The organism is Desulfobacter sp. (genome assembly GCA_028768525.1).
Classification (GTDB): Bacteria; Desulfobacterota; Desulfobacteria; order Desulfobacterales; family Desulfobacteraceae; genus Desulfobacter.
Genome location: CP054837.1, coordinates 5,290,841 through 5,305,179 on the forward strand (window position 1 = coordinate 5,290,841; position 14,339 = coordinate 5,305,179).

At 57.4% G+C, this 14,339-nt stretch carries 12 protein-coding genes; 9 read left to right on the forward strand and 3 right to left on the reverse strand.

Annotation, left to right across the window (positions count from 1 at the left end; genetic code table 11):
• Position 1: 1 nt before the first annotated feature.
• Positions 2 to 583, reverse strand: a complete 582-nt coding sequence (locus HUN04_23280; GenBank protein WDP92486.1) for a nitroreductase family protein — start codon at positions 581 to 583, stop codon at positions 2 to 4.
• Between the two features lie 33 nt (positions 584 to 616).
• A complete protein-coding gene (locus HUN04_23285) occupies positions 617 to 1,267 on the reverse strand; it encodes an XTP/dITP diphosphatase (protein WDP92487.1) in 651 nt (216 codons plus the stop codon).
• A gap of 710 nt (positions 1,268 to 1,977) precedes the next feature.
• Between HUN04_23285 and HUN04_23290 the strand changes: the two genes are divergently transcribed.
• Entirely contained in the window at positions 1,978 to 2,790 is an 813-nt protein-coding gene (locus HUN04_23290) for a DUF3786 domain-containing protein (GenBank protein WDP92488.1), read from the forward strand.
• Between the two features lie 89 nt (positions 2,791 to 2,879).
• The gene (locus tag HUN04_23295; protein WDP92489.1) at positions 2,880 to 3,785 is read left to right on the forward strand and encodes an ADP-ribosylglycohydrolase family protein; all 906 of its coding nucleotides are present in this window, start codon (positions 2,880 to 2,882) and stop codon (positions 3,783 to 3,785) included.
• A 28-nt stretch (positions 3,786 to 3,813) separates the two neighbouring features.
• Here HUN04_23295 and HUN04_23300 read toward each other — a convergent pair whose 3' ends face one another.
• Positions 3,814 to 5,976 (reverse strand): response regulator, encoded by a 2,163-nt coding sequence (locus tag HUN04_23300; GenBank protein WDP92490.1) that lies wholly within the window; start codon positions 5,974 to 5,976, stop codon positions 3,814 to 3,816.
• 177 nt (positions 5,977 to 6,153) lie between these two features.
• Here HUN04_23300 and HUN04_23305 point away from each other — a divergent pair, with 177 nt between their 5' ends.
• From HUN04_23305 to HUN04_23335, 7 genes are all read left to right on the forward strand, one after another.
• On the forward strand, positions 6,154 to 7,152 hold the full coding sequence (locus HUN04_23305) for an acyltransferase domain-containing protein (GenBank protein WDP92491.1): 999 nt from the start codon (positions 6,154 to 6,156) through the stop codon (positions 7,150 to 7,152).
• 2 nt (positions 7,153 to 7,154) lie between these two features.
• A complete protein-coding gene (fabD, locus tag HUN04_23310; protein WDP92492.1) occupies positions 7,155 to 8,015 on the forward strand; it encodes an ACP S-malonyltransferase in 861 nt (286 codons plus the stop codon).
• Positions 8,012 to 8,755 (forward strand): 4'-phosphopantetheinyl transferase superfamily protein, encoded by a 744-nt coding sequence (locus tag HUN04_23315; GenBank protein ID WDP92493.1) that lies wholly within the window; start codon positions 8,012 to 8,014, stop codon positions 8,753 to 8,755. The genes fabD and HUN04_23315 overlap by 4 nt, the downstream gene beginning before the upstream one ends.
• 123 nt (positions 8,756 to 8,878) lie before the next feature.
• Entirely contained in the window at positions 8,879 to 9,547 is a 669-nt protein-coding gene (locus tag HUN04_23320; protein ID WDP93383.1) for a GntR family transcriptional regulator, read from the forward strand.
• The gene (locus tag HUN04_23325) at positions 9,544 to 11,094 is read left to right on the forward strand and encodes a glycerol-3-phosphate dehydrogenase/oxidase (GenBank protein ID WDP92494.1); all 1,551 of its coding nucleotides are present in this window, start codon (positions 9,544 to 9,546) and stop codon (positions 11,092 to 11,094) included. The genes HUN04_23320 and HUN04_23325 overlap by 4 nt, the downstream gene beginning before the upstream one ends.
• Position 11,095: 1 nt before the next feature.
• The gene (locus tag HUN04_23330) at positions 11,096 to 12,649 is read left to right on the forward strand and encodes a carbohydrate kinase (protein ID WDP92495.1); all 1,554 of its coding nucleotides are present in this window, start codon (positions 11,096 to 11,098) and stop codon (positions 12,647 to 12,649) included.
• Positions 12,646 to 14,337 (forward strand): FAD-binding oxidoreductase, encoded by a 1,692-nt coding sequence (locus HUN04_23335; protein WDP92496.1) that lies wholly within the window; start codon positions 12,646 to 12,648, stop codon positions 14,335 to 14,337. The genes HUN04_23330 and HUN04_23335 overlap by 4 nt, the downstream gene beginning before the upstream one ends.
• Positions 14,338 to 14,339 lie beyond the last annotated feature (2 nt).

Genomic DNA, 14,339 nt, shown 5'->3' on the forward strand with positions numbered 1-14,339 from the left:
GTTACCAGGATCCCACAATCAGGTCTTCAAGTTTTCGTTTGGGCACATGGTGGACCTGGTTTTCGTCCCGCCAGTATCTGATGTCTCCGTCTTCGCCAAGGTCTTCGATCCGGACCTCTTCAACGGGTTTGCCCAGGGCAATGACCAGTTTAACTTCCAGGTGGTCGCCGATATTCAGCAGCTCTTTGAGCCTTTTAATGTTGATGGCACCGAAGATGCAGCCGCCAAGCCCCCTGGCCCGGGCGCCCAAAAGCATGGTCTGGGCGACAATACCGTGGTCGCACCAGAATTTGTCCGCAATGGTGGTGTCGCCCATGATTACGATGTAGCCGGTGGGCTGTTCGGCCTTTTGGGGTCCCTTCCAGTCTTTGAGGTAGGCGGCCCAGGTCAGGCATGAGAAAATATCGTCGTTTTTGGCCGGATCTGAGCAAATCATGTATTTCAGGGGCTGCTTGTTGGCGGCCGAGGGTGTCATCCTGGCCAGGTCTACCAATTCCTCCAGGGTTTGGGTCGTCAGTTTTACGCTGTTGTCAAACCGGCGGCAGGAGCGGTTGGCTTTTACCAATGATTTGAAATCATCCATTCTTATTCCTCCGATATTTTTATCCCGCTTTGATTATTCGCCGGAATCACTGCAGGGCACTGTTTTAAACCGGGGCATATTGATGTCGATCCATTCGAGAATTTTGTCCATCTCCCGGGTCACTTCCTTGAGGGCCTTGCCCCGGTGGCTGACCTTGGCCTTTTCATCCATGCCCAGCTGTGCAAAGGTTTTGTTGTATTCCGGAAAAAAGAAAAGAGGGTCGTATCCGAACCCGTTGTCACCGGCCGGCTCCCGGGTCAATATCCCCTCGCACCGTCCTTCATAGGTGAGGGCGGCTCCTGTGGGCACGGCAATGGAAATAACGCATTCAAAAGCAGCCTTGCGGTTTTCCTGGTTTTCCATGGCATCAAGGAGTTTGGCAACATTGTCTGCATCGGTGGCATTTTCACCGGCGTACCGGGCGGAGTAGACGCCCGGGGCCCCGTCCAGGGCATCCACACAGAGTCCTGAGTCGTCTGCCAGTGCCGGATAGCCCAAAATCCGAGAGGTGAATGCTGCTTTTTTGTAGGCATTGTCGTCAAAGGTTTCCCCGTCTTCAATGACTTCCGGGATGGGGCCGAAATCCGATAGGTTTTTTATTTCAACGGGAAGGTCTTTGAAAATATTCTGCATTTCCCTGGTTTTGCCTTTGTTGGTTGTGGCCAGCACAATGGTCTGCTTCACCGGTGTCTCCTTATATTGGGGTGGCATGGGTTAAAAAATTTGGACTAATATAAGTATGGGCACGGGGTTTGTAAAGGCTGGTACCGGGAGCCAAGGAAAGGGTTTTTTTAACAGTCTGTCGCTGTCTGCCGCAGGCGTCCGGGAACGAAGCATGCGAGAATTACCCGCCCTGCTAAATCCAAACTGCCATTCCTCTTTTTAATGCATAGCTTTCCCCTTGCAATTTAAGGAAGGAGGATATTATATCTTCAATTAATCGATTTTAAATCACAACCTTTAATTTCTGATAGAAATGAAACATCAAATACTTTCAAGGTATCTATAATGAGTGAAGTCGCAACTTATCACATGAGCTGCAAAGCGCTATTCAATAAATTGTTTAAAAGCAAAAAGTGCAAAAAATGCTCAACAAAAATGGCGCTCCAGACAGTGCGAGTCCCACGAGGAAGTGTGGATAAATGGCATGCAGATTTATTTGTAAATGAGATTTTATTTAGATACGGGCAAAAAGTTGATATTTACTATGCTTACAAATGCGACAATTGCAAGACCATCGTCAAGCTTGAGGAGTTATAGCTCAGTTTAAATAGTGGATTTATTACATTGGTACCTTTCATTTCTGCAAAGCCGTTCTGGATGAAAAATCGGATGACTGGAGGTTTGGGCTGTGCCATAATCGGCCTGATTGAAAAGCCAAATCGGGAGGATAGATGCCGGAATTCAAAAATGCCATGGAAGTGTTTTCGCTTCTTGATAAATCCAACTGCAGAAAATGTGATGAGCCCACCTGCCTGGCCTTTGCCTCAAAGGTGTTTTTAGGACAGAAGAATTTGGATCGGTGCCCGGCCCTTGCCAGGGAGGTGATAGCCCGTTACCAGGGACATTCCCACGAGGGCCCGCCCGGGGAAAGAGAGCGTGAGGAAGCCATGGCGGCTTTCAGGGCCCGTTTGGCCGGATGCGACCTGGAAGCGGCGGCCCAAAGGACCGGTGGAAAATTTAAGGGGGGATGGCTGACCCTGAGGATTTTCGGGAAGCTGTTTTCCATTAATAACGCGGGCCGGTTCCGTACGGATCTCCATGTCAATCCCTGGATGGTGATGCCGGTGATGAATTATGTGCTTGATGCCCGGGGTGCCAAGCCCTCTGGCGACTGGGTGCCTTTTCGGGAGCTGGCCGGGGGCATGGAAAAGAATAATCTTTTTGCCCGGCGGGGGGAAGGGCCGCTAAAGAATATTGCCGATACCTATCCGGCATTGTTTGAGGATCTGGTGGATATGTTTTCGGGCGAACCCATGGACAGGGCCTATGAATCGGATATCTCCCTGGTGCTCTATCCCCTGCCGCTGCTGCCCATGCTGGTTTGTTACTGGAAGCCGGAGGAGGGCATGGCCTCCAACCTGACCCTGTTTTTTGACCGCAGTGCCGATCAAAACGGCGGCAGCGCCATGATATTCAACCTGGCCACGGGCATGGTGCGGATGTTCGAAAAGTTTGCCGCCACCCATGGGGTAAAGGAGGGGTGATTATCTCAGACCTTCCCAATGACATGTATGCGACTTATTGTTTGGGTAGTTGTATTTTGTAAAGATGATAAAATAAAAGAGGTGACCCCATGACAGATCATGCCCATGATATGGTAAAGGCTTCCCTGGCAGCCGATTCACTGGCGCTGGGGGTTCACTGGATATATGATACAGATCAGATCAAATCCGGCCATGGCCGGGTGGACCGGTTGCTGGCACCTGCCCCCGGATCCTATCATTCCACCAAAACCAGGGGGGAGTTCACCCATTACGGTGACCAGACGCTTACCCTGCTTGAATCCGTTGCCCGGAACGGCGGGTTCGCCCTTGATCGGTTTTTCAGCGACTGGCAGGTCCTTTTCTCGGATTATACCGGGTATATGGACATGGCCACCAAGGGCACCCTCAGAAATATCGCCAGGGATAAGGGACCTGAATCCTGCGGTTCGGCGTCCAACGATATTGCCGGTGCCTCAAGGATGGCCCCGATTGTCCTGGGGCACCGGGGCGATGCCCATGCCCTGGACAAAGCGGTGCGGGATCAGACCCGGATGACCCATAATGACGAGGCCACCATTGATACGGCGGCCTTTTTTGCCAGGGTCTGCCTGGCCGGGCTGGAAGGAATCTCTCCCTCCGAAACCATTCGGCATCTGGCGGAAAATGATTTTTCAGGGTCACCCGCAGGGATGTGGGCCATCCAGGGCCTGGATGCTGCGGACAAGGAGAGTATTGCTGCCGTTGCAGGCTTCGGCCAGTCCTGCCATACCCCAGAGGCCTTTGGCGGGGTGGTCCAGATCATTGCCCGGTACGAGCGGCAACCGGGGGAAGGCATTGTTCAGGCGGTGATGGCCGGGGGGGACAATGCGGCACGGGCAAGCTTGGTCGGACAGGTTCTGGCCGCATACAATGGGGCCGATGATGCCGTCAATAACTGGTTCGACGGTCTGGTGAAAAAGGAGCTGGTTCTGGAACTGCTCAATAAAATTGCCTGACCCGCAATCCGTCAAAGAGGCGTGGAAATCAGTTCCGTCTCAATTCCCTTTGAACGGCCAGGCCGATCTCTTCAAGGGTGTAAGGTTTTTTCAGGTACTGGCCGGCGCCCAGGGCCATGGCTTCTTTTACCTGGCGGGTCCTGGAAAAGCCGCTGGCGATAATCGCCTTCTGGTCCGGGCGGAATGCCTTGATCCGGCGGTAGGTCTCCAGGCCGTCAATGCCCGGATCCATGATCATATCCAGAAGCACCAGGTCCGCCTCCCTGTCTTTCAGAAGGGAGACGGCGGTTTCGCCATTTTCCGCAGTAAATACGGTGTAGTTGAGCCGTTCCAATAATCCGGATGCGATCTGGCGCTGGTGGGCATCGTCATCCACAATGAGTATCCGTTCTCCCTGTCCCGCAAGGCGCTCAAAAGGCACAGCTCCCGAAGCCGTCTCCGGCAGGTCCCGGGTAACGGGGAAATAAAGGTCGAACCGGGTGCCCCGGCCCGGGGATGAGGTGACATCGATATAACCGTCGTGGTCCTGGACCGTTCCCCATACCACGGCCATACCCAGCCCAGTGCCGCTGCGCCCCATGACTTTTTTGGTGAAGAAGGGTTCAAATATCCGCTTGAGGTCTTCCTGGGCGATTCCTTCACCCCGGTCTTCCACGGAGAGTATCAGGACATCCCCCTCCATTACCCGGCCATAGCCTTTTAGAGGCCTGTCCAGGCGGCGGTTTACGGTGGTGATTCTGATGATGCCGCCGTGGGGCTGGGCCTCGGCGGCATTGGATATAAGGTTCATCACAGTTTTCTGCAGATGGATATCCGAGCCTCTGAGCCGGGAGATACCTGCCGAAAGGTCCGTGGTCACGGTCACATTGGGGTGAAAGGACAGGATTTTTTCGTATTCCGGGGTGCGCAGAAATTCACGGACAATCGTGTTGAGATCCACCACTTCCCGGCTGACCACCCCCCGCCGGGAGAGGGTCAGAAGGTCCTGGACGATTTCAGTGGCCCGCAAACCAGAGGCCTGAATGGTTTGCAGTCCTCTGCCCATGGGGCTGTTTTCGTCAATATCCATGAGCAGGAGGTCCGGATAGGTGACAATGCCGGAGAGGACATTGTTCAGGTCATGGGCTACGCCGCCTGCAAGAAGCCCCAAGGCTTCCATTTTCTGGGACCGGTTTAACCGTTCCTCCAGTTCTTTTTTCCGCTTGGCAATTTCTTTTTGTTCTGAAATATCCCTGAGAATACCGATGATTTTCTGGGGTTCTCCAAGATTATCCCTGATCAGGCGCGCATTGGCGGAGCAGACGGCCGCTTTCCCTGTTTTGTCCCTCAGCCTGATTTCGTATTCCGGGGTATGGGTTTCCCGGACAATGTGCTCCACAAATAATTGCCGTTTCTCGGGCCTGTGGTACAGCCGGTGAATCGGGGTGCCCAGCAGTTCGTCCCGGGAGTATCCGCATACCTGTTCAATGGAGGGGGAAATTTCCAGAATCGTGCCGTCCAGGCTGGTTTCAAAATAGACGTCGAGGATATTGTCGAAAATCCTGCGGTATTTTTTCCGGGAAACCGACAGGGTTAACAATGATTTCTGTAGTCCGTTAAGTACCATGTTCACCGAGACCGTGGCCAGTATGTTGAGCAGCATGAAATTCGCGCAGATCACCACCCATTTCATATCAGGGTTTTCCTGGACCAGGTGCCAGGCCTTAAACCCGAACCGGACCATGATTTCCGGACGGTTCTGGTGAATCAGAAAGCCGATGAACACAACGGTTGCCCCGTTGAGGGCCAGGGTCCACGATGAGGCCCTGGGGCCCAGCAGGACCGCAGTGAGAATGGGAAAGAGAAAAATCCACAAGGGGCCGCCCCCGTAAGGGCCCAGGGTAAATATGAGGATCAGCCCGAGAATATAGGTGATAATTGACATGCCGGCGGCCCTGGCCCTGTAAGAGAGGCCGGGATTCAGGGTCAGAAACAGTACATATCCCAGCACCAGGGTGTCGGCCCCTGCCACCATCCACAGTTCTTCTTTGATGGAGAGGTAGACGCTGGGGGCCCAGGTCAGCGCCCCCAGGCCCGAGGCCGCCAGGAGCAGGGTCCGCAGTATCCGTTCCTGCCAATAGGTGATGCCGTCTTCGGGGGTAAGGCCTTTGGGGGCGGTGTAGGATGCGATAAATGATTTAATTGTGTCCATGGGATATCGGTTCTTTGTATGATAATTATCAATCCAGTGGCGCAACTGTCCGAAACATAGCACAGATGGTGGGGGATTGCCATAACTGCCAAGGGTGTCGATGGGACGGCCTTTCATACATTTGGCTTGTGCGGGAGATTATGATACCATGGCCTGCCCCAAGGGAGGAATCGGAAAATGGCCAGGAGCGGATACAGACATATCTTTTTATTTACGGGACAGGGGGCGCAGTACCCCGGCATGGCCGCCGGGATCTACCGCACCGAACCTGTGTTCAGACAATGGATGGACTTTCTGGCCGCAGCAGCAGGGGAAAGAATGCCCCTGTCCATGACCGGTTTCCTTTTCGGCGGGGGCGTCCCGGAGAATTCCCGGTTTGACAATATCCTCATTTCACACCCCGTTCTGTTCTCGGTTCAGTTTGCCCTGGCCAAAACCCTGATTCATTATGGAATTGAGCCGGACTGCCTTCTGGGCACAAGCCTGGGGGAGTTTGTGGCCCTGGCCCTTGCAGAAGTGGCACCGCCCGAGGATATGCTGGCCATGCTTCTGGAACAGGCCGCCATCCTTGAAACCGTTTGCCCGGCCGGGGCCATGACCGGGATTTCTGACCGGCCGGAACGCTACCAAGATGACCCGGTCATCCGGGAAAACGTCTGGCTGGCCGGCATCAGTGCCCCCCGGCATTTCCTGGTCTCCGGGAAACGGGCGGGCATGGCCCGTGTGATCCGCCGTCTGGAGGACACCGGCACCGGTTACCAGGAACTGCCGGTTCGGTTCCCCTTTCATTCCCCCGGGGTTGAACCGGCCCTGGACCGGTGGATGGAAGAAAGTCTGCCGGCTGCAAAAATCCGCCTGGCAGTCCCCGAAACCCCTGTGATTTCCTGTTGCACCGGCCGCCTTGTCAAGGCGGTTTCTCCTTCTTATCTGACGGATATCGGGCGCCGCCCTGTTATTTTTCCGGAAGCCCTGAAAACCCTTAACCATCAGCTTGGAGGGGCGCCCGGGCAGGAAAAACGACCTGTAAAAATATTTGATCTGGGACCCGGGGCATGGACCTCGGGGTTTGTCCGGCAGAATAAAATCCTGGCCCGGCCCATGAACGTCTACCGGGTGATGACCCTGCTCGGGGATGAGATCAAACATATGGATAAAATCAAAAGGGAGGTGCTTTAAAAATGGGGTATGCTGCGGTTTTCCCCGGCCAGGGGTCCCAGGAAAAGGGCATGGGCGGGGGACTTTTTTCACGGTTCCCCCGCATGGTTGAGGCGGCCGGGGATATTCTCGGCTATTCAATCCGGGACCTCTGCCTCCATGACCCGGATGACCGGCTTCGGTCCACCCAATACGCCCAGCCGGCGTTGTTCACCGTAAATGCCCTGGCCTGGGAGGCGGCCAGGGAGAATGGGGAAGAACTGCCCGCCTTCGTGGCCGGGCACAGCCTGGGTGAGTACAACGCCCTGACCGCATCCGGTGTCCTTGATTTTGCCACAGGATTGAGGCTGGTGAAAAAAAGGGGGGAATTGATGAACCGGACGGAAAACGGCGGCATGGCGGCCGTCATCGGCCCCGGCCCGGATGAGATCCGGGACTGCCTGGCCGCAGCCGGTGTCTGCGGAGTGTACATTGCCAACTTGAATACCCCGGCCCAGACCGTTGTTTCAGGAACCCGGGAGGGGATTGGGGCGGCAAAACAGCTGTTTGGGGCCATGGCCGGGGCCCGGTTTAAGGTATTGAACGTGTCCGGGGCTTTTCACTCCCCCCTCATGGAAGGCGCCGCCGCAGAATTCAGTGCCTACCTGGCCGGGTTTGAACTCCTTGCCCCTAAGATCCCGGTGGTTTCCAATGTACTGGCCAGGCCCTATTCCGGGGGGGCGGACGGGATGCGGGAGCTTCTCTGCCGCCAGATAATTTCGCCGGTGCGGTGGATGGAGTCAATACGGTATATGGCAGAAAACGGTGCCCAAAGATTCCAGGAGACCGGGCCCGGCCGGGTGCTGGGCAATATGGTAACGCCTATTCTGGGGGCCGGCAGGTGAGGGAGGCGCTTTCAGCGGACAGGGTCCACCTCTTTTATACCCGGGCCCGTGATACTGACCGCGGAGATCTTTTGACCCTGTACCGGTCGGTGCTCAGCCGGGATGAGATACAAAAGGCCGAAAGGTTCCGGGATAAAACGGCCGGGCACCTGAGCCTGACGGCCAGGGCCCTGGTCCGCTATCTCGTTTCAGAGTATACGGGCCTGTCCCCGGAGAGGCTGGTTTTTACGGCAAACGACCACGGCAAGCCCGCCTTGGATCCGGATATGGCTGTGCCGGGGCTCAAGGATATCCGCTTTAACCTCTCCCACTGCAAGGGCGGCGTCGTCTGCGGACTCTGCCTGGGCCGGGAAATCGGGGTGGATATCGAGAGCCTTGGGCGCCGTGTGGATCCGGCAGTGGCAGACCGGTTTTTTTCCCCGTCAGAGGCGGCCCGGGTCCGGGCCGCCGAAGGGGAGGGCGCCCGTAAAGCGGCGTTTCTGAATCTATGGACATTGAAAGAGGCCTATATCAAAGCCAGGGGAGGGGGCCTGTCCATCCCCCTGGATTCCTTTTCCTTTGATGCAAAAGAACGTGTGGAAATTTCCTTTAAAGATGATAGAGACCGCTCCGCAGGGTGGCAGTTTTTCAGGTGGCACCCGGAACCCGGAAAACTGGCTGCAGCAGCGGTCTGTTCTCCCGGCCCCCTGGCGTTCCGGACATTCCGATGTATTCCATTTGAGTCAGTGAAAAAAGACTAACCCCATGTTTTTTTTACTTTTCGTTTGACAGGTCTAATGTGTAACTGGTATGACCTCTAACCAGAACCCCAAAAAAATAGACGAGGTACTGCCATGCCCCTGCTGGACAACCGGACATCGCCCATGAAACCGGCCGAATATGCCGAAAACCAGATCCTGGAAGCCATTCTGGATAATTCCTATTCCACGGGGGACGCCCTCCCCGGGGAGCGGGCCCTGGCACAATCCCTGGGGGTGACCCGGCCCACCATCCGGGAAGCCCTTCAGCGCCTGGCCAAAGACGGCTGGATCACCATTTCCCACGGACGCCCCACCCGGGTGAACGATTACCTTGCCTGCGGGGGCTTAAGCATTTTAACCACCCTGGCCCGGTACGGGAATTATCTCTCCCACGATATGATCGTCCACATCCTTGAGGCCAGGGTCCTGATGCTGCCGGGGATGGCACGGAAGGCCGCTGAAACGGATCCCGGCGCCCTGTTGGACCTGCTGGCCCAGGCCCCGTCAACGGAAAATGGCGATGCCGCATCCTTTGCCCGCTTTGACTGGGAGTTGCAGATGAAAATGGTCACCCTGGCCGGTAATCCGGTGTTGAAATTGATTTTTAATGATTTTGCCCCGGTATACAAGGTCCTGGGGCAGTGGTATTTCAATGTGGCGGCCTGCCGGAGCGCCAGTCACCGTTATTACCGGGCCTTGAAAACCGCCCTGGAAGACGGGCCGGAATGGGTCCGGGCCGCTGTTGAATCGGCCATGGCCGAAGCACGGGAATTGTGGGAGGACTTGCGGTGAAATTCCAAGATTTAAGACCTGCCTATGAGGTGGTGGTGGTCGGTGGCGGTGTTACCGGGGCCGGGGCATTTCTCCAGGCTACCGCCATGGGGCTGAGGACACTGCTGGTGGAGGCGGCGGATTTTGCCTGGGGGACTTCCAGCCGCTCTTCAAAAATGGTGCACGGCGGACTGCGGTATCTCAAAGAGGGGAAATTCCTATTGACACGGTCTGCTGTGAAAGAGCGGGAAAGGCTGCTGGCCCTCTATCCCGGACTGGTCAATCCCCTGGAATTCATCATGCCGGTGTATGCCCATATGGGGCCGTCGGAAAGGGCTGTTAAGGCCGGCCTTTCAATTTATTCGGCCATGGCCGGCACCCGCCAGCACCGGCATTTTAACAGGGAGGCCGCCCTCGGCGCCATTCCAGGGCTCAGGACCCAGGGCCTCAATGCCGCGGTGGGATTCAGGGACGCCCAGGTGGACGATGCCCGGCTGGTGCTCCGGCTGATTTTTGACGGCTGCGAGGCCGGCGGCCATGCCCTTAATTACACCAAGGCCGTGGCCATCGGCAGGGACGGGCAGGGCCGGGTCCGGTCGCTGAGCCTCAAAGAGAGGGACACGGGCCGGGAAAAGGAAATTCAGACCCCGGTGGTGATCAATGCCACCGGCCCCCATGCCGAAATTCTCCATGCCTCACCGGCCAAGGGGCTCCACATCCGCCCCCTGCGGGGCAGCCACCTGATTTTTCCGGGAAAACTTTTTCCCCTGACCCGGGTGATTTCCTTTGCCCATCCCAGGGACAGCCGCCCGGTATTTCTTTTTCCCTGGGAAGGGAGCCTGGTTCTGGGCACCACGGATGTGGACTTCAACGGAGACCTGGATCAGGATCCGGCCATCACCCCGGAGGAATCCGACTACCTGCTTGAGGGCCTTGATTTTATCCTGCCCGACCTTGGGCTGAACCTGGATGATGCCCTGGCATCCATTGCCGGGGTCAGGCCGGTGCTGAGCAAGGGAAAAAAATCCGCATCCGGTGAGTCCAGGGAGCATGTGGTCTGGAAAGATAAGGGGCTGGTGACCGTGACCGGGGGGAAATTAACCACCTTCAGCCTTCTGGCACGGGATGCCTTAAAGGCTGCTGCCGCCTATCTGCCGGGAAACGGCCGGATAAAAAAATGCAGGTGCCCTGACTTTGCTGCAGGCTTGCCCGAGGCAGGGGTCGGCAACGGGGCACTCCGGCTCCGTGGCCGCCACGGTAACCGTGCCGGGCGGTTATGGAAGCTGCTGACCCGGGAGAATAGCCGGCCGGTGGGACAAACCGCCACCCTGTGGGCAGAACTGGAATTCAGTGCCGGCTTTGAACAGGTGAGGCGGCTGGAGGACCTGATGCTGCGCCGGACCCGTATCGGCCTGCTCCTGCCCCGGGGCGGAATGGATATCATGGATGATATCCGTGCCCGGGTCTGCCCCTATCTGGGCTGGGACCACAGCCGCTGGGAAAAAGAAATCCGGGACTACCGGGCCTTGTGGAAACGGGCCTATGCCCCGGTGCCGGGGGAGGGATAAGATGGGTCAACAAACGCTGCTTGCCATTGATTGCGGCACCCAGAGTCTGCGTGCCCTGATCTTCGACCTCAAGGGCCGGCTTCTGGCCCGGGAACAGGTGGAATATTCCCCTTACGTCAGCCCCGCCCCCGGCCTGGCCGAACAGGACCCTGAAATTTACTGGCAGGGGCTGATCCGTGCCTGCAGCCAAATGAAAAAGGCGGTGCCCGACCTGTTTGCTTCCCTGGCCGGGGTGGGGGTGACCTCCCAGCGGGCCACCATGGTCAATGTCAATGAAAAGGGAGAGGTGTTACGGCCGGCCATCGTCTGGCTGGACCAGCGCCGGGCCCGGCCCGAATTTGCCGCATCCGGGGCCCTTAACATGGGGCTGAAACTGGCCGGCCTGGAAAAAAAGGTCATGGATGCCCAGGCCCAGGGCAAGTGCAGCTGGATCCGCCAGAACCAGCCCGATATCTGGGCGGCCACCCACAAGTACCTCCAGGTGTCCGGGTTCCTCAATTACCGGCTCACCGGCGAATTCGCCGATGCCACGGCTTCCCAGATCGGCCACCTTCCCTTTGATTATAAAAAGCAATGCTGGGCCGGTCCCTGGTCCCTGACCCGGAAACTCTTCCCGGTGGAAGAAGAAAAACTGCCGGCCCTGGTCCGGTCCGGGCAGATACTGGGCCGGATTACCCAAAAAGCGGCGGGCGTCACCGGCATTGCCGCCCATACCCCGGTGGTGGCCTGCGGATCGGATAAGGGATGCGAAACCCTGGGGTCAGGGGTGGTGGACCAGACCATGGCTTCATTGAGTTTCGGCACCACGGCCACGGTTCAGACCACATCGGAAAAGTATTTTGAAGCCATTCCCCTGATGCCCCCGTACCCGGCCCCGGTGCCCGGATGCTACAATCCGGAGGTGGAAATATTCAGGGGATTCTGGATGATTTCCTGGTTTAAAAAGGAATTTGCCCAAAAAGAGGTGGAGACCGCCGCAAAAATGGGGATCCCTCCCGAGGAACTGCTCAACCAATGCCTGGAACGGACACAGCCCGGTGCCATGGGGCTGATCGTCCAGCCCTATTGGGGGCCGGGCCTGGACCACCCCGATGCCAAGGGAGCCATGATCGGGTTCGGGGACGTCCACACCCGGGACCATGTCTACCGGGCCGTGATAGAAGGCCTGGGGTTTGCGTTGCGGGAGGGAATGGAGAGCATCCAGGACCGCGGCGGGGTACGGGTTAAAAAAGCGGCGCTTTCCGGGGGGGCCTCCCAGAGCGACGCCATCTGCCAGATTGCCGCCGATATTTTTAACCTGCCCATGGCCCGGGCCGCTACCCATGAAACCTCTGGCCTTGGGGCAGCCCTGCTGACGGCGGCGGGCATCAATGCCTTTTCATCCATTGAAGAGGCGGTGGCATCCATGGCCCGGCCGGCGAGGCAGTTTTTTCCCAATCCGGAAAATGTGAAAATTTACAACGAGTTGTACCAGGGGGTTTACAAAAAAATTTACAAGGCCCTTTCCCCCCTGTACAGAGAGATTCAAAAGATAACAGGATACCCGGAAAAATGAAAAAAGAAGAATCACAGCGCCCGGCGCCGAGATGGATAGAAAGCGAACCCCTTCCCCGGTCTTTCAGGTCTATTTTTAAATGGGGGGCCCCGGAGGCCTTTAAAAATCCCAGCCCAGGGTTCCTCGGGGTGATCCAGAAGGAACTGGGGATTAAGGGCGGTGAGTTTCAACGGACCGCCGTCACGGGGGACACCCTGGTAAACCAGGATGTTCCCCCGGCCCTGGATCCCGGGGTTGTCAAAGCCATTGAAGGGGCCGTGGGCCGGGAAAACGTTTCCTCGGCCGTCTATGACCGGCTCAGATACACCAGCGGCAAGGCTATGGAAGACATCATGAAACTGCGCCTGGGCCGGGTGGAAGATATCTGCGACCTGGCGGTCCATCCCCGGGATAAGGGTGAGGTGGCCGCCGTGGTCCGCATCTGCCATGAACACAACATCCCGGTCCATGTATACGGGGGCGGCAGTTCTGTCACCTTCGGGCTGGACTGCCCCAAGGGCGGGGTGACACTGGTGATGTCCACCCATATGAACCGGCTCATATCCTTCAGCGAGGCCGACCAGACCATTACCGTGGAGCCGGGCATGATGGGACCGGATTACGAGGACCTGCTCAACCGGGCCCCGGAGACCCTAAATGCGTCAGGGGCATACACCGGCGGCCATTTTCCCCAGAGTTTCGAGTTTTCATCGGTGGGCGGGTGGATTGCCGCCCTGGGGGCCGGCCAGGCCTCCTCCCTTTACGGGGATGCCGCCGACCTGGTTATTGCCCAGGAATTTGTCACCCCGGCGGGCAGTTTCAAGACCCTTCCCTATCCGGCCACGGCCACCGGCCCCAAGGTGAACGAGATCATGAAGGGCGGGGAGGGCTGTTTCGGAGTGCTGGTGGGGGTCACCCTGAAAGTATTCGAATACATGCCCCGGAATACCCGCCAGTTTGCCTTTATGTTTCCGGAGTTTGAAGCGGCTGTGGCGGCCGGCCGCAGGATTTCCCAGGGCCGGTTCGGCATGCCCGCCATCTTCAGGATTTCCGATGCCGAAGAGACCGATGTGGCCATGCAGATGTACGGCCTGGACAAGGGCATTCTGGACAGGATCCTCAGGTTCAGGGGGATGGCGCCGGGGCGCCGCTGCCTGGTCATGGGCCAGGCGGAGGGCGAGAGAGGGTTTGCCGCCAACGTGGTCCGGCAGGTGCGGCGGACCGCCCGCCGGCACAAAGGAATGTATCTCACGGGCTATCCCATGAAAAAATGGTACCACGGCCGGTTTTCCGATCCTTACATGCGGGATGCCCTTAACGATTTCGGGGTGATCATCGACACCCTGGAATGTTCCACCACCTGGGGCAACCTCCACCGCCTTCACAGGGAGGTGAGGGCCGTGGTCAAGTCCCGGCCCCGGACCATCTGCATGACCCATGCCTCCCATTTTTACGCCCAGGGCACCAATCTTTATTTTATTTTCATCACCCGGGAGACGGGGATTGATGAATTCAAAGACTACCAGCAGTCAGTCATCGATGCCATTGAGCGGGCCGGCGGCTCCCTGAGCCACCACCACGGGGTGGGCCGGATGATGGCGCCCTGGATGGAACGTCACCTGGGCCCGGTGCAGATGGGGATACTCAGGGCCCTCAAGTCCCATCTGGACCCCAAAGGGATTATGAATCCCGGTGGGCTGGGACTTTAGAT